Raw genomic sequence first — 15,788 nt, 5'->3', positions numbered from 1 at the left:
CCGATCCGTCCGGCCCGCCGGTGCCGGCCCGGCACCAGCCCGCGCCGGGTACGGCCACCGCCGTCGATGCGTGGTTCCCTCCCCGCTCCCGGTAACCTCGTACGGACAACTCAAGCGGGCGGTAAACCGCCCCGTCGGCGCCGAGGGCCAAGGCCGGGCGCGCGGGGCGTCCACGAGCGGAGCGAGCCACAGATGAACACGGTGACCGGGCTGGTCGTCGCCATGGACGGGCCTTCGGGATCGGGCAAGTCGAGCGCGTCGCGCGGGGTCGCGCGGGCACTGGGACTGCGCTATCTCGACACCGGGGCGATGTACCGGGCGATCACCTGGTGGATGCTCCGGCAGGAGGTCGACCCGACCGACCCGGCGGCGATCGCGGCCAGGGCGCTGGATCCGGTCCTGGTGATGGGGACCGACCCCGACGCGCCGACGGTGGCCGTGGACGGCGCCGACGCCGCCGCGCCCATCCGCACGGCCGAGGTCACCGCCGCCGTCTCCGCGGTCAGCGCCGTGCCCGAGGTGCGGCGCAGGCTCGTCGCCGAGCAGCGGGAGATCATCGGCGCGGGCGGCATCGTGGTCGAGGGCCGCGACATCGGCACCGTGGTGGCGCCGGAGGCCCCGGTCAAGATCTACCTGACCGCGAGCGCGGACGCCCGGGCGGCCCGCCGTACGGCCGAGCTGGCGGGCACCACGGTGGAGGCGCAGAAGGCCGCGATGGCCAGGCGCGACACCCTGGACTCGACGCGGAGGACCGACCCGCTGGCGATGGCGTCCGACGCCGTCGAACTCGACACCACGGCGCTGAACCTCGAAGAGGTCATCGCCGAGGTACTGCGTTTGATCAAGGAAAAAGTGTGACGGAACACGAAGAAGACCGCGGCTGGATCGACGCCGAGCTCGCCGATCTGGGTACCGACGACAGCTCGCGGGAAGAGGCGCCGGACTCCGGCCCGCTCCCGGTGGTGGCCGTGGTCGGCCGCCCCAACGTGGGCAAGTCCACGTTGGTCAACAGGATCATCGGCCGCCGCGAGGCGGTCGTGGAGGACGTGCCCGGGGTGACCCGCGACCGGGTGACGTACGAGGCCACCTGGCGCGGGCGCCGGTTCACGGTGGTCGACACCGGCGGGTGGGACCCCGACGCGACCGGCATGGCCCTGCGGATCGCCGAGCAGGCGCAGATCGCGGCCGAGCTGGCCGACGTCATCCTGTTCGTGGTGGACGCCACGGTCGGGGTGACCGACTCCGACGAGATCGTCGGCCACGTGCTGCGCGGCTCCGGCAAACCGGTCATCCTGGCCGCGAACAAGGTCGACAACCAGCAGATGGAGCTGGAGGCCGCCGCGCTGTGGTCGCTGGGCCTGGGCGAGCCCCAGCCGGTCTCCGCCCTGCACGGCCGCTCCAGCGGCGACCTGCTCGACGTGGTGCTCGACAAGCTGCCCGAGACGCCCCCGCAGCGCTTCGGCGCCGAGCGGGGCCCGCGCAGGGTCGCGCTGCTGGGCAAGCCCAACGTGGGCAAGTCCTCGCTGCTGAACCAGCTCGCGGGGGAGGAGCGCGTGCTCGTCGACCCGATGGCCGGCACCACGCGCGACCCGGTCGACGAGCTGATCCAGCTCGGCGGGAGGACCTGGCGTTTCGTGGACACCGCCGGCATCCGCCGCCGCGACCGCGAGCTCAAGGGCGCCGACTTCTACGCCAGCATGCGCACCAGGAGCGCCCTGGAGCGCTCGGAGATCGCGATCGTGCTCATCGACGCGAGCGAGGTGCTGACCGAGCAGGACCTGCGGATCATCTCGCTGGTGATCGAGTCCGGCCGGGCCATGGTCGTGGCGTTCAACAAGTGGGACCTGCTCGACGAGGACCGCCGCTACTACCTGGAGAAGGAGATCGACCGGCAGCTGGTCCGCGTGCCGTGGGCGCTGCGCGTGAACATCTCCGCCAAGACCGGCTGGCACGTCGACCGGCTGGTGCCGGCCATCGAGAAGGCGCTGGACTCCTGGTCCACCCGCGTCCCGACGGCCCGTCTCAACGCCTTCCTGACCGACCTGGTGGCGGCCACCCCGCCGCCGGTGCGCGGCGGCAAGCAGCCCAAGATCCTCTTCGCCACGCAGGCGGCGACCGAACCGCCGAAGTTCGTGCTGTTCACCTCGGGCTTCCTGGAGGAGACCTACCGGCGCTTCATCGAGCGCCGGATCCGGGAGGAGTTCGGGTTCGCCGGTTCCCCCATCGACGTCACGATGCGGATCCGCGAGAAGAAGCAGGCGCAGAAGAAGAAGTAGCGGCGTCCCGCGGGACACCTGCCACCGTACGGCCCGGCCTCCCGCCGGGCCGTACTGCTTTCCGGGGGTGTCCCCGTCCCCGGGCGCGGGGCGGCCGTGAGCGGGCCGGGGACGCGGGACGCCCTCGGCGGACGCCCGTCAGGGGGCGTCCGCCGGCCGGTGCGGCAGGAACAGCGCGGCCATCACGCCCAGGGCGCACAGGACCGCGGTGATCAGGAAGATCTCGCTGTACTCGGTGTGCAGGGCGGCCTTCACCGCCGCCTCGTACGCGGCGAGCCGCTCGGCGTAGACGTCGGCCTCCACCCCGAAGGGGAGCGGCGTGTCCAGGTCGGCGGTGAGCGACTGGAACCGGTGGAAGCCCCAGGCGGACAGGCCCGCCACGCCCAGCAGCATGCCCATCATCCGGGCCACGACCACCGCGGCCGACGCCACGCCGTGCCGGTCGGACGGTACGGCGCGCAGCACCGCGGAGGAGACGGGGGCGATCACCACGCCGAGCCCCAGGCCGGCGGTGACCAGGTCGGCGTCCATCCGGTATCCGGCGGCGGCCAGGTCGAGCGGCCACTGGCCGATCCGGACGTAGCCGACCGCGGCGACCGCCAGTCCGAGCGCCGCGACCGGGCGCTCGCCGTACCGGCGGGCCATGACCCCGCCCAGCAGGGCGGCCGCGGAGAGCGAGACGAGGAAGCGGGAGAGCACCAGCGCGCCGTCCAGGGTCCCCAGCCCGAGCAGTGTCTGCGCCGACAGCTGCACGTCCACCAGGGTGACCAGCAGCGCGGCGCCGGCCAGGAAGCTGACCGCGAGGGTGGCGAAGAACGGGCCGCGCGCCACCCCGGCCAGGTCGATCACCCGCGTGCGGGCGCGCACCTCCCACACCGCGAACGCTGCGCCCGCCGCGACCCCGGCGACGATCGCCGGCGGTCCCCAGGGAGGGAGCACGGACGTGCTCGGGTCGGGGTTGTAGAGCCCGGCGACGAGCAGGCCGAGGGAGAGGGCCAGCAGCAGACCGCCGACCAGGTCGACGCGTGCCGGCGACGGCTCCGCCCGGGTCTCCGCGGGGGTGGCGACCGGGGTCTCCGCGGTGGCTCCGCCCGGGGTCTCCACCTGGGGCTGCGCGGTGGCGGAGATCGGGGTCTTCGCCCGGGGCTGCGCGATGGCGGAGATCGGGGTCTCCGCCGGATCCCTCCGCCGGGGCGGCGGCACCGAGCGCTGCACGGCGACCGCGGCGACGGCGACCAGGGGGAGGTTGAGCCAGAAGATCGAGCGCCAGCCGCCGAGCGGGACGGCGCCGAGGTGCAGGGAGACCGGGACCAGTGCGGCCAGGCCCGCGCCGTACAGGGGTCCGAGGACGCTGCCGAGCTCCTGGGCGGCGCCGACCGCGCCGAGCGCCAGCGGGCGTCCCCGCTCGTCCCACAGGTCGCCGACCAGCGCCATGGTGATGGGCAGCAGGGCGCCGCCCGCGACGCCCTGGAGCGTACGCCCGGCGACCAGCCAGGGCACGGTGTCCCCGAGCGCGGTGACGACCGAGCCGATCGCGAAGCCCGCCAGGCACAGCTGGATCAGCGGACGCCTGCCGTACCGGTCGGAGAGCTGGCCGAGGAGGGGCATGGCCGCGACGTAACCGAGCAGGAAGCCGGTGACGATCGGGGTGGCCCGCTCCAGGTGGTTGAGGGGCACGTCGACGTCCTTGGCGATGTCGACGAGGACGGTGACCACCACGTAGGCGTCCAGGGCGGCGAGCAGCACCGCGGTGCCGCCGACGCCGAGGGCGACGCGCCGGCGGGCGGCCCGGCCGTCGCGGGGGGCATCCCCGGAGGTGCCGCCGGAAGCACCGCCGGGGGCGTCGCGGCCGGGACCGGGGAGGGACGGGGAGGGCATGCCGTCACCCCGCCGGAGCGGTCACCTGGACCGGCACGTCGTAGTCGTCGAAGGTGACGGTGACCCTGCCCTCGGCCATCGGCAGCTCGGCCTTGAGGAGGCGGCCGCTGGCCTTGTCGATCCAGAGGGTGCCCTCCACGCTCTGCGCGATCCCGGGCACCAGGGCGGCGAGGATCTGCTGGGAGAGCGTGGCCGAGAGCCGGTAGGCGTCGGCGCCGTCCAGCTTCTCCTCCGCCTGGGTCTTCGGGTCCAGCGCGTTGCCCAGGAGCCGGACGACCCCCCGCTCGGGATCGAGGATGGCGGACGGGTCGTAGACGGCGGCCAGCTCGCTGCGCGACATCTTCTGGAAGCCGCCGGTGACGCCCTTGAAGTGCACGGTCTCCCCGGCCAGCACGAAGCTGATCTCCTGGAGGCTGCCGGCGAAGTCGAGCTGGATCGTGCCGTCGGCGTCCCCGGTTGCGCTGAGGCGGCCGGAGGCCTTCTTGACCTGGAGCCTCGGCGCGTTCTCGGCCTCCATCGTGAAGGAGGCCGAGGTGACGGTCCGCATCGCCTCCGCGGACCTCTTGACCAGGTCGGGGCCGCTGGGCAGGGCGGTCCCGGGGTCGGAACCGCCGGTGCAGGCGGTCACCAGGGAGAGCGCGGCGGCCAGCGCGGCGACGAGGATCCGGCGAGCAGACATGGCCGGATCGTAGCGACCGCCCGGTCGCGGGTGGGGGCCCGGCCGGTATCGGTTTCGCTTCACCGGCGCCCGTGGTGTCCCCGGCGCCCGTGGTGTCCGTGGTGTCCGTGGCGCCCGCGGCGTGCCCGGCAGGGCCGCTCGGGCTTCACCGCCGACGGTTCACCGCAGGTCCTTGAGGTGGTCCACCACGGGGCCGTAGGCCGCGGCCAGCTCGCGGAGCTGGTCGTCGGTGAGCAGGTCGATGAAGTGCCGCCGCACGCCGGCCACGTGCTCCGGGGCCACCTTCTGGATGGTGGCCCAGCCGTGCCCGGTCAGCACGGCGAAGGTGCCGCGCCGGTCGTCGGCGCAGGTCTCCCGGGCGACCAGGTCGGCGGCCTCCATCCGGGAGATCTGGTGGGACAGCCGGCTGCGGGACTGGATGGTGGCGTCGGCCAGGTCGCTCATGCGCATGCGGTGGCCGGGACTCTCCGAGAGGTTGACCAGGATCTCGTAGTCGTTCAGGGAGAGGCCGAAGGCCTGCAGCTCCCGGTCGAGCCGGTGCTCCAGGAGCTTGTGGGCGGCCAGATGGGTGCGCCAGGCCCGCTGCTCGATCGAGGTGAGCCAGCGAGGCGCCTCGTCGTTCACCGGTCGTTCACCGCTCTGCCCGCGCACCGCTCTCCTCGCCGCAGCTCCTCCGCCGTGCCGGGGACGCCCGTCCTACCGGGTTCCGTCCCCGGTGCATGAACAGAACCTACCTCAGGCGGCGGGGAGGCTCCGGCACGGGTGAGGCGGACGGCCTCCGTGAGGCGGACGGCCTCCGTGAGGCGGGGCCCGGGAGGTCCAGGGCTCAGGAGGTCCGGCGCTCAGCCGAGCGTGGCGGGGTGGTCGGAGACGACGCAGACCGCGATCTCCCGGCCGTCCTCACCGGTCCGCCACTCGAGCAGGTGCCGCCCCTGCCAGCGCAGGGCGTGCCGGCCGGCCGGCGGGAGGTCCAGGGGGAGGGCGGACAGGTCGGCGGTGCGCAGGCCGTCCAGGGTCAGCTCGCCGCGCTTGACGAGCGCCTCCTTGCGCGTCCAGAGCCGGATCAGCTCCTCGTTGCCCCGGACCAGCGCCCGCTCGCCGGGGGCGAGCACCTGCCCGGCCAGGGACTCGTCCAGGGGGCCCGGCGGGACCTGCTCGGCGTCCACGCCGACCAGGCCGGGACCCGCCGCGGCGCACACGTACCCGCGGGTGTGGCTGAGGCTGACGCCCAGCCGGGGGATCTCCGCGATGTACGGCCTGCCGTGCCCGGGTCCGTGGTGCTCGCAGACCTGGAGCAGGGTCAGCCGGTCCTCCGGCACCCCGGCCACCTTGGCCGCGCACCGCCGTACGAGCACGTGGGCCGCGACGAAGTCGCGCCGGTCGGACTCCCGGACGAACGCCGCCGCGCGCCCGCGTTCCACCTCGGTGAGCAGGTCCATCGCGGCCGGGGAGCAGATCTCGTCGGTGGGGCCGGCCAGCACCAGACAATCGCGCATTCGCCCAGATTAGGGCTTTCAGGAGGAATGAGGGGTTATATCGCCCGAGTCACTCGTCCTTCCCCGTCGGGCCCGGGGAGGGGCCGGGCTCGACGGCCTTGCCGTCGGGGTCGGTCACGAGCTCGTCGGCGGCGCCCATCACGGTCGCGTCGTTCACCCTCCACTGGCCGCCGACCTTGACCAGGCCCAGCTCCATGTGGGCGCCGAGCATGCGCCGGGTGCCCGCGGTGCTCTTCACCTGGGAGTCCACGACCGTGATGGCCCTGGCCCTGCCGTCGGCGACCTCGGAGACGTAGACGTCGCGGACCGAGGCGGTGGAGGACGCCTTCATCGCGCTGATCACGCTCTCCAGCGGGCTGAACGCCTCGTCGTAGGTCTTCTCGAAGTCCTCGCCCGACAGGCCGAAGACCCGGTCGCGGTAGGCCTGCAGATCGGTGTGGTCGTAGGTCTGCAGTGCCACGGCGAACTCCCCGGCCCTGGTGGAGACCGCGAGCCGCTCGCTCCGCTCGGCCGCGAGCCGGTCGGCCAGCCGCTCGGCGGAGACCCACTGCACCGTGCCGAAGGCCGCCGCCCCCGCGAGGGCCGCTCCCGCGACCGCCCAGACCAGCCTCCTGCGCCACGCCGCGGACCCCCCGCGGCCTCCGGACGCGCTCCCCTGCCCCGCCGTCCGGGCGGCCGGAGACGCCGGTCCGGGCTCGGGTTCCGGTCCGGGCTCGGGTTCCGCTCCGGATCCGGCCTTCGGTTCGGTTCCGGGTTCCGTACGGCCGGAGGGTTCCCCCGGCTCCCCGGGCCCGGTACGGCCTGCGGGCTCTGCGGGCCCGGTACGGCCTGCGGGTCGCCCGGCCTTCCCCTCGGGGGCGTCGGCGGCGGGGGCCTCCTCGGCGGGGCCGGCCGGCTTCTGGGAGGTGGGACTCATGTCAGTGCTCCTGTTCACGGCGGCGGGCCGCCCGGCCGACGGCGATCCAGCCGAGCACGCCGCCGGAGACGGCGACGGCGGCGAGGACCGCGACGATGAGGGGGGTGAGGTCCTGCGGCGCGGAACCCGCGGCGTCCTGCGCGTCCCCGGCCCCGGCCGGACCACCGGGCTCACCGGGCTCACCGGGACCGGTGGGACCGCCGCCTCCGGACGGCGCCGCGTCGTCCGGGGCCTCGGTGGTCTCCGCGGCCCCGTCCGCCGGATCGGCGGCTCCGTCCGGGTGGGGACCGGTGTCCGGGTCGTCGTCGCTGCGGCCGGTGCTCCTGGCCACGGCCCGCTCCGGGCAGGAGCCGGCCTTCGGCACCGCCGGGCCCGCCAGCGGGCTGCGGTACTCCTCGGCCACCTCGGGACCGCCCGGGACGCTGAAGACGAACGTGACCCTGCCGTACAGCCCTCCGGAGTGCTTCTCGGTCACGTCGGCCAGCAGGACCTGGGCGGTGGGGACCGTCCGCAGCAGGTTCGTGACGTGCGCCCGCGTCCGCGGGGTGAACACCACACCCGGGTTCCGGCCCGCGGCGGTCAGCACGCAGGACAGGCCGGGCCGGGCGGTGTCGAGCAGGTGGTCGACCTGGCGGAAGAAGGACGGGCCGTGTTCGAGGGCGGCGTACAGCTCCCTGCGGGACTCGCGGAGCGACCGGGTCACGGCCGCCAGGTCGGTCACGCCCTCCGCCAGCTCCTCCCGACGGCCCGCGAGCGTGCCGGTCAGCCGGGTGAGGTTCACCGAGAGCTCGTCCAGCAGTTCGGCGTTCCCGGCGAGCGTGGCGGTGACGTCGTGCGCGTTGTCCACGAGCTCGCGGATCGACGCCGTACGGCCGTCCAGCCCGGCGGCCAGCTCGCCCACGATGGTCCGCGCGTCCTCGGGGGGCACCGCGTCCAGCAACTTGCCGACCCCGTCGAACAGCTCCCGGTAGTCCAGCGGGACCGACGTGGCGGCCAGCGGGATGGTGGCGCCGGGGGCCAGGACGCCGTCCGGGGCTCCGGCCCGCGGCGGGGAGATCTCCACGTACGGCTCGCCGATCGCGGACTTGCGGCGCACCTCGGCTCCGACCCCCCGGGGGATCCGCACGCCGCGGTCGATGTCCAGCGCCACCGTGATCTTGCCGGGGGAGAGCGCCACGCCGTCGATCCGGCCGATCCGCACGCCGAGGTAGGCCACGTCGAAGCCGGGCACCAGGCCGGGGGAGGAGGAGAACTCCGCGTTGACCCGGTACGGCCGCTCGATGACGTCCAGCCTGATGACGCTGGTGAACGCCCAGACGGTCATCACGACGCCGAGCACCGCGAAGAAGCCGAGGTTGACCAGGACGCGGTTCCTCATCGCGGCGGCTCCAGCAGCAGCCGGAGGTCGCCGGCCGGGTCGGGCCGCCGGGGCCGGTCGCCGTCCCCGGACTCGGCCAGGAGCAGGCCCTTCATCCAGACGTAGGCCAGCAGCTGCCCGTTCACCACGATCGGCGGCTGGTCCACGAAGTACTGCACCCGCCTCAGGAGGAGCTTCAGGTCCTCCTTGCCGCGCACGGTCGCCGCGGAGACGGCGTCGAGCCGCCGCAGCAGGGTGCGCAGCCGGGCCGCGTGCCGGGGGTAGACGGTGGTGTTGACCTCGCGGGCCAGCGCCGTCAGCTCCTTCAGGGTCTTCTTGACGTGCTTGCGGCCGTGGTTCAGCCGGGCGGCGGCGGCCTGGAGGCTCCCGGGCAGCCGGTCCAGCTCGCCGGAGCCCGCGGCCAGATCGTCGCCCAGCTCGGCCAGGCCGTCGATCGTGCGGGCCAGTTCCGCGCGGGACCCGGCGTAGGCGGCGGCGACGTCGGCGGTCTGCCGCAGCAGGCGGTTGAGGTCCCGGCCCTTCCCGCCGATCCCGGTCGCCGCCGCGTCCAGGATCGCGTTCACGTCCTGTGCGCCGAGCGCGTCGATCAGCGGCCCGGCCCGCTCGGTGACCTGCTCGATGTCCGGTTCCACCGACGTCTCGGCGATCTCCGCGCCGTCGGCGAGGAAGGGGCCGGTGGACATGTCCGCGGCCCCGTCGCCCTCGGGCAGCCTCAGCTCGACGTAGTTCTCACCCAGGATGGAGGTCTTGGCGACGACCGCGGAGGTGCCCTCGGGCACCCGGTGGCCGTCCTCGACCGACATGGTGACCCTGGCGCGGTAGCCCTCCAGGCGGATGCCGGTCACGCTCCCGATCCGCACGTCGGCGACCTGCACGCTGTGCCCGGCCACCAGGCTCTGCACGTCGTCGAAGACCGCGGTGAGGGTCAGCTCGCCGGACGGCGCCCCCAGGGTCTGCAGCGAGCAGGCCGCGGTCGTGGCGAGGGAGACGGCGAGGGACAGGGCGAGGGCCAGAGCCGGGGGCAGGGTGCGGGCCAGGGCTCCCGCGGCCGGCCGGGCGGCCGTCCGGCTCCACCGGGTCATCGGTTCCTCCTCCGCTCCCACGGGCAGTTGCTCAGCTCGCCGGGCAGGCACGGCACCTCGCCCAGCTCCAGGGCGTCGAAGAGCGGCGCCAGCCAGGCCCGGGTCAGCGCGTTGAGCACCAGGCGGAACGTGAGCACATGGCGCTTGCGGTCCCAGGCCATCACCACGCCGTCGACGAAGCCGCGTGCCCCGGCGATGGCCCGGGCCGCGGACTCGCTGTTCGCCTTCAGGGTGAGCACCACCTCGGCAAGGTTCGCCACGCCCCGGGGCAACCGCTCCTGGTAGGCCTCCAGCAGCACGTCGCCGCGCCGTACCAGCCCGGCCAGGCCGGTGATGAAGCGGCGGGTGCGCCGCCGCTCGTCGGCCAGCGCGGCACTGGCCTCGGCGAAGGCGTCGACGGTCGTCTCGACCTGCTTCTCGCGCCGGTTGAGGCTGCCCGCGAGCCGGTTCAGGCCGTCGGCCAGCTCGATCAGCTTCTCGTCCTGCCCGGCGAGGGTGCGGCTCAGCGAGGCCGCGTCGGCCAGCGCCCGGTTGATCTGCTCGCCGCGGCCCCGGACGGTGTCGGCCAGGTTCCCGGCCACGTCGCCCATCCGATCGGTGTCGAGCGCGTCGGTGAGCCTGGTGAACGCCGCCAGCGCGTCGTCGATCTCCACGGGCAGGTCGGTGCGCTCCAGGGGGATCACCGCCCCCGGGGCGAGCCGCGGCCGGCCCGGCTTCCACGGCGGGTGCAGCACCACGCTCCGCTCGCCCAGCGTGTTCTGCGGGGCCACCACCGCCCGCACGTCGGCCGGGAGCGGCACGTCCCCGTCGACGAGGAGGTCGGCGCGGACCCGCTCGCCCTCGATGGTCAGTTTCTCCACCGTGCCCGCGTCCAGGCCCAGCACCTTCACCTTGGCCTGCTCGTACAGGGACGGTGCGGCGCCGAAGTAGGCGGTCAGCCGGTACGGCGCCGCCCCGCCGGGCAGCAGCGAGCAGCCTCCCGCCGAGGCCGCCAGCGCCAGGGCCAGCAGCGCCGCGACCAGCCGGCGCACTCCGGAGCCCGCCGGAGGCGGTCCGGGCCGCCGGGTACGCGGCGCGCGGCCCGTCCCCTGCGGTCCGGGGCGGCTCGCCGGTCCCGGGCGGTCCGCGGGTCCGAGACGGTCCGTCGGTGCAGGGCGGTCCGTCGGTCCGGGGCGGGTCACCGGTCCCTCCTGTCCTTGCGGATGGCGCCGAGCACCTCGGGGTTGATCGGACCGAGCCCGGTGGCGATGACGTCGATCCACGGGCCCTGCCCGCCGGTGGCGGCCAGCCCGGAGAAGGTGGGCCCGGCCCAGGCGAGGACCGAGTCGAGGCCGCGGGCGGAGTCGAGGCGGCCCGCGATCGCGGACGTGTCGTCCACCACCGCGACCAGGTTCCTCTCGTGCTCGGCGATCAGGGTGCCGATGGCGTCGACCAGGTCGCTGCCGTCGCCGAGCAGGGTCTTCAGCTCGGCCCGGCGGCGGCGCAGCTCGTCGAGCATCACCTCGACGGAGTCGACGAGGCGGCCGAGCTGGGCGTCCTTGGCGTCCAGCAGTTTCATGACCCGGTCGCCGGCGTCGAGCAGCCGCTGCAGTTCGGGCTCGCTCTCACCGATGACCTCCGACAGCTCGCCGATGTCGTCCAGCAGCCGGCTCACCCGGCCCCGGGGCGCGGGCTCCAGCTCGGAGAGCTCCCGCAGGAGCCTGTCGACCGCCTCGGTGTCGAGCCGCTGCACCAGCCGGGTCGCGTCCTTGAGCGCGTCGGGGATCAGCGTCGGGGTGCTGGTCCGCTCCATCGGGATGAGCCGCCCCGACTCGGGCAGCTCGTCCATGTAGGGCCGGGTGACCGGTCCGGTGAGCCTGATGTAGCGCCCGCCCAGCAGGTTGGAGAGGGTGACCTCGGCGCGGGTCCGCGGGCCGAGCCTGATCCCGTCGTCGACCTTCCAGGTCACCACCACGTGGCCCCGGCCGTAGTCGGCGCGGACCTCGGTGACCTCGCCGACGGGCACGCCCGCCACCCGTACGTCGTTGCCCGCGCGCAGGCCGGCGGCGTCCGGCAGGATGGCCGACATCGTGTAGCCGCCCTCCAGCAGGCCGAGGTTGCCGACGAGGAAGGTCACGACCAGCACGGCGGTGAGCGCCGCCGCCGAGACCGCGCCGACGACCCTCCGGTCGCGGTCGCGGAAGGACTTGAGCGCCATCATCACGGCCCCACCAGGACGCGCCGCAGATCGCCCGTGGACGTGAGCTTGAGGCCGCCGCGCAGCGGCGGAGGGTTCCGCATGGGGTAGGGGCAGGGCAGCGGGCCGAGCGCGACGCAGGGCACCGCCGTGGTCACGAAGTGGCCCCGGCCGGTCACCTGGAACGAGCGCTGCAGCGGCGGGGTGAGCGTGCCCAGCAGCTTCTCCACGCCGTCGAGGTTGCGGCGCACCCCGCCGGTGAGGCGGGCCATGCGGTCCACCACCCGGCCGAACTCCCGGGCGTTGTCACCGAGCACCCGGTCGGTGACCCGGGCGGTGGCCGACAGCTCCACCAGCGCCTCGTCGACCAGCCTGCGGTTGCGGGCGAACGCGCCGGTCAGCTCGACCAGGTCGTCCACCAGCCGGGCGATCTGCTCGTCCCGGCGGGCGATCACCTCGGTGACCGTGGCGTAGTCCTCCAGCAGCCCCTTGACGACCTCCTTGCGCCCGGCGACGACGGCGGTCAGCTCGCCGAGGTCGTCCACCAGGCGCGGGATGTCCTCCTGGTTGCCGTCCAGCGCCTGGCCCGCCGCGGTGAGCAGCCGGTTGATCTGCTCGGGATCGAGGCTGCGGGTGAGCGGGCCGAGGTCGGAGACCAGGTCGCCGATGTCCACCACCGAGCTGGTCCGCTCCACGCGCGCGCCGTCGGCCAGCATGTCCTTGGCGGTCCCCGGCTCCAGGTACACCACCCGCTGGCCGACCGCGTCCCGCCAGCGGACCGCCGCGGAGCTGTCGGAGGGCACCCGCACCGAGGTGCGCACGCCCAGCACCACCTCGGCCCTGCCGCCGACCACCTCGATCGACTCGACCTGGCCCACCGGAGCTCCCGCGATCTTCACCTGGTCGCCCGTGCGGAGCCCGGAGACGTCGTCGAAGACGCCGGTCAGGCGGTAGGTGTCGCCGGTCCCCACCCGGGCGATCTGCGCCCCGATCGCGACGATCAGCGTGACCGTGACGAGCAGGAACAGCACGAGCTTGACCAGCGTGCGGCGCCGCCGGACGCGGTCTCCCGATCGGGCCACGGCTCACCTGCCGTCCGCGGCGCGGCAGGCGCCGACGAAGAGCACGCAGGGGTCGGTGTGCACGTAGGCGGCCATCTTCAGCTGGTTCGCGCGGCCCGGTCCCTTGCCGCCGATCAGGTCGTTCAACCCGGCGAGCAGGCCGTTGAGCCCCCGGACGCCGTCACCGGCGACGCCGAGCTGCGCGGCGAGCAGGGCCGCGGCGCGCTCGCCCGCGTTCCCCGCCGCCTTGAGGTCCCGGCGGTGGGCGCGCAGGCCGTGGGCGGTCAGGACGGACAGCTCGTCGAACTCCCGTAGCAGCGCCCGCACCTTGCCGGCCCGCTCCACCAGGCCGGGGGCGAGCACGTTGACGTCGGCGGCGATGCCCGTCAGCTCGTCGCCCCGGTCGGCCAGGGCGCCGCTCAGCGCCGCGGCGTCACCGATGAAGCGGGTGAACTCCGCGCGCCGCCGGTGCGCGACGCCGACGACCTTCTGCGCCCCGTCGACGATCCCGCGCAGTTGCGGGCCCTTTCCGTCCAGGCCGCGTCCCAGGGTGTGCACGATGGCCGTGATGTCGGCCGGGTCCACCGCGCCGAGCCCGTCGTATGCGTCGGACAGGGAGTCCGACAGGTCCACCGGGTCCTCGGTCCTGGTGATCACCGCGCCGTCGCCGAGGTAGGGGCCGCGCGCCTCTCCGCGGCCGGGGACCAGGTCGACGAACTTGGGGCCGAAGATGGAGCTCGGCTCGATCACGGCGGTGACGGTCTCGGGCACCCGCACACCGGGTTCGACGTACATGGACACCACGGCCCGGCCCGCGCCGTCCAGCGTCACCGCGCTGACCCCGCCCACCGTGACCCCCCGGATCTTGACGGGGGAGTTGGGGTCGAGCCCCTGCCCGGCCCGGCCGAAGGCCGCCGACAGCCGCGTGCCGTTCACGCTCGCCGCACCCCGTACGGCGAGCACCAGGGCCGCGGTGACGGCCGCGACCAGGACCAGCGAGATCGCCAGCCGGACCGGCAGGGGGAGGACGCCGCGGGCCACGGCCGCTCACCCCGTCAGCGGCGTGCTGCTGCCGCCGCCCCAGAACAGGTAGGACAGGAGGAGGTTGAGCAGGACGACCGTGACGATCGACTGGCGGATCGCCCGCCCGGCCGCGGTGCCCACGCCGACGGGGCCGCCGGTGGCGTTGAACCCGTAGTGGCAGTGGATGCTGATCACGGCGAAGGCGAAGACCAGCACCTTGATCACGCTGTAGAGAATGTCGACCGCGGGCAGGCCGAGGTAGAAGTAGTAGTCGTACACGCCCGGCGCCATGCCGAACAGGACCGTGCACATCAGCCGGGTGGCGAAGAAGCTGGCGAACAGCGCGATCAGGTAGACGGGGATCAGCGCGACCATCGCGGCCACCACCCGGGTGCAGATCAGGTAGGTGAAGGCGTTGATGCCCATCACCTCCAGCGCGTCGATCTCCTCGGAGATGCGCATCGCGCCGAGCTCCGCGGTGAACGACGAGCCGACCTGGGCGGCCAGCGCGACCGCCGCGATGATCGGGGTGATCTCCCGGACGTTGGCGAAGCTGCCCACCAGGCCGATGAACGACTCGGCGCCGATCGCCTGCAGGCCCTGGTAGCCCTGGAGTCCGACCGTGGCGCCCACCGCGAAGGCCATGGTGAAGGCCACGAAGACCATGCCGCCGCCGATGACGGTCGCGCCGACGCCCACCACGACGTCGCTGATCTGGCGGAGCACGACCTTGGTGAACCTGGCCCGCAGGACGATGTCCCGGACCGAGTAGAAGACGACCTTCGCCAGGAAGACCGGCCAGTCGGAGAGCGAGGCCAGCCGCTCCGTCCCGTCGAGGAGCACGTCGTAGGCGCGCCTGCCGGCGGTGCGCGCCCCCGGGACCGCCGTCACGGCGTCCTCGGCGGGTAGGCGAGGAAGTAGATCATCGTGATCACGTAGTTGACGGCGAAGACCAGCATGAAGGTCACCACCGTGGACCGGTTCACCGCGCGGCCCACGCCGACCGGGCTGGTCTGGCAGGTCATGCCGTAGTAGCAGGACATGATCGCCGCGATGAAGCCGAAGATCCACGCCTTCAGCAGGGTCACCAGCAGGTCGCTGGTGACCAGCAGGGAGGTCGCGCCGTCGAAGTAGGCGCCGGAGGTGACGCCCTGCACGACGACGTTGAAGAAGTAGCCGCCCGCCGCGCCGGCCACGATGACCAGCGGGACCAGCAGCACCGCCACGGTGCTGGCCGCCCACAGGCGCGGGGTGACCAGGCGGTGGATCGGGTTGACCGCCATGACCTCCATCGCGGCCAGCTCGTCGCGGATGTTGCGGGCGCCGATGTCGGAGGTCATCGCCGACCCGCCCGCCCCGGCGATGAGCAGCGCCGAGGCCATCGGGGCGACCTCGCGGACCAGCCCGACCACGACCGCGCCGCCGGTGGCGGAGGAGGCGCCCAGCTGCCAGGCCAGGTCGCCGACCTGCAGGGCGACGGTGGCCCCGAGGGGGAGCGAGACGAGGAGCACCGGCAGGCTGGTGACGCGGGCCAGGAACCAGCACTGCTGGACGAACTCCCAGAACCAGGTCCGCACGTCCCAGCTGCGCCGGAAGCCCTCCAGGGCGATCACCGACATGTCGCCGACCCGGTCGAGCGCGCCGGAGGCGGTGCGCACGAGGAAACCGGCGGCCCCGCCCCCGGCGGCCCGGGCGGCTCCGGCGCGCCGGCCGCCCGCGGCGCCTCCGGCGGTCCCGGCGCTGCTCGGCATGGCGTCCGCCATCGGTCACCTCGGATTCCGCGGCTACGACCTTGGAGCAGTCACGCTAATGACGGTCCGTCC

General features: G+C 74.2%; 15 protein-coding genes. 2 read left to right on the top strand and 13 right to left on the bottom strand.

The features are described from left to right. The first annotated feature begins 192 nt into the window (after nucleotides 1-192). Both cmk and der read left to right on the top strand, forming a co-directional pair. Nucleotides 193-858, top strand: coding sequence for a (d)CMP kinase (gene cmk, locus IEZ06_RS10910; protein ID WP_189236567.1), 666 nt, complete (start codon nucleotides 193-195; stop codon nucleotides 856-858). Continuing rightward, the gene (der, locus tag IEZ06_RS10905; RefSeq protein WP_084007917.1) at nucleotides 855-2,276 is read left to right on the top strand and encodes a ribosome biogenesis GTPase Der; all 1,422 of its coding nucleotides are present in this window, start codon (nucleotides 855-857) and stop codon (nucleotides 2,274-2,276) included. The genes cmk and der overlap by 4 nt, the downstream gene beginning before the upstream one ends. Nucleotides 2,277-2,414: 138 nt before the next feature. Here the strand turns inward: der and IEZ06_RS10900 are convergent, their stop codons facing one another. The 13 genes from IEZ06_RS10900 to IEZ06_RS10840 form a co-directional block, all read right to left on the bottom strand. Continuing rightward, nucleotides 2,415-4,154 (bottom strand): MFS transporter, encoded by a 1,740-nt coding sequence (locus tag IEZ06_RS10900; RefSeq protein WP_229797941.1) that lies wholly within the window; start codon nucleotides 4,152-4,154, stop codon nucleotides 2,415-2,417. Between the two features lie 4 nt (nucleotides 4,155-4,158). Beyond that, the gene (locus IEZ06_RS10895; RefSeq protein ID WP_189236566.1) at nucleotides 4,159-4,833 is read right to left on the bottom strand and encodes an LppX_LprAFG lipoprotein; all 675 of its coding nucleotides are present in this window, start codon (nucleotides 4,831-4,833) and stop codon (nucleotides 4,159-4,161) included. A gap of 159 nt (nucleotides 4,834-4,992) precedes the next feature. Continuing rightward, nucleotides 4,993-5,484 (bottom strand): MarR family winged helix-turn-helix transcriptional regulator, encoded by a 492-nt coding sequence (locus IEZ06_RS10890; protein WP_229797939.1) that lies wholly within the window; start codon nucleotides 5,482-5,484, stop codon nucleotides 4,993-4,995. Between the two features lie 191 nt (nucleotides 5,485-5,675). After that, nucleotides 5,676-6,329: a 4'-phosphopantetheinyl transferase superfamily protein gene (locus IEZ06_RS10885; protein ID WP_189236565.1), complete on the bottom strand. Its 654-nt coding sequence runs from the start codon at nucleotides 6,327-6,329 to the stop codon at nucleotides 5,676-5,678. Between the two features lie 49 nt (nucleotides 6,330-6,378). Then, the gene (locus IEZ06_RS10880; RefSeq protein ID WP_189236564.1) at nucleotides 6,379-7,245 is read right to left on the bottom strand and encodes a hypothetical protein; all 867 of its coding nucleotides are present in this window, start codon (nucleotides 7,243-7,245) and stop codon (nucleotides 6,379-6,381) included. A 1-nt stretch (nucleotide 7,246) separates the two neighbouring features. Next, nucleotides 7,247-8,623, bottom strand: coding sequence for an MCE family protein (locus IEZ06_RS10875; protein ID WP_189236563.1), 1,377 nt, complete (start codon nucleotides 8,621-8,623; stop codon nucleotides 7,247-7,249). Continuing rightward, nucleotides 8,620-9,705 (bottom strand): MlaD family protein, encoded by a 1,086-nt coding sequence (locus IEZ06_RS10870; RefSeq protein WP_189236562.1) that lies wholly within the window; start codon nucleotides 9,703-9,705, stop codon nucleotides 8,620-8,622. Before IEZ06_RS10870 ends, IEZ06_RS10875 begins: the two co-directional genes overlap by 4 nt. Further along, nucleotides 9,702-10,736 carry an MCE family protein gene (locus tag IEZ06_RS10865; protein WP_229797937.1) on the bottom strand — a complete coding sequence of 345 codons (1,035 nt, stop codon included), beginning with the start codon at nucleotides 10,734-10,736 and terminating at the stop codon, nucleotides 9,702-9,704. The genes IEZ06_RS10870 and IEZ06_RS10865 overlap by 4 nt, the downstream gene beginning before the upstream one ends. Before the next feature lie 146 nt (nucleotides 10,737-10,882). Beyond that, on the bottom strand, nucleotides 10,883-11,905 hold the full coding sequence (locus tag IEZ06_RS10860) for an MlaD family protein (RefSeq protein WP_229797967.1): 1,023 nt from the start codon (nucleotides 11,903-11,905) through the stop codon (nucleotides 10,883-10,885). Further along, nucleotides 11,905-12,963, bottom strand: a complete 1,059-nt coding sequence (locus IEZ06_RS10855; protein WP_189236560.1) for an MCE family protein — start codon at nucleotides 12,961-12,963, stop codon at nucleotides 11,905-11,907. The genes IEZ06_RS10860 and IEZ06_RS10855 overlap by 1 nt, the downstream gene beginning before the upstream one ends. A 3-nt stretch (nucleotides 12,964-12,966) precedes the next feature. Next, entirely contained in the window at nucleotides 12,967-13,983 is a 1,017-nt protein-coding gene (locus tag IEZ06_RS10850) for an MCE family protein (protein ID WP_189236559.1), read from the bottom strand. Nucleotides 13,984-13,989: 6 nt separating this feature from the next. Beyond that, nucleotides 13,990-14,856, bottom strand: coding sequence for an ABC transporter permease (locus tag IEZ06_RS10845; RefSeq protein ID WP_189236558.1), 867 nt, complete (start codon nucleotides 14,854-14,856; stop codon nucleotides 13,990-13,992). Beyond that, nucleotides 14,853-15,728: an MlaE family ABC transporter permease gene (locus IEZ06_RS10840; RefSeq protein WP_444544037.1), complete on the bottom strand. Its 876-nt coding sequence runs from the start codon at nucleotides 15,726-15,728 to the stop codon at nucleotides 14,853-14,855. The genes IEZ06_RS10845 and IEZ06_RS10840 overlap by 4 nt, the downstream gene beginning before the upstream one ends. Between the last annotated feature and the right edge of the window lie 60 nt (nucleotides 15,729-15,788).

Source organism: Planomonospora antibiotica, from assembly GCF_014647955.1.
Taxonomy (GTDB): domain Bacteria; phylum Actinomycetota; class Actinomycetes; order Streptosporangiales; family Streptosporangiaceae; genus Planomonospora; species Planomonospora parontospora.
The sequence above is the reverse complement of the archived record's forward strand: the minus strand, read 5'-3'. Positions and strand labels throughout refer to the sequence as shown.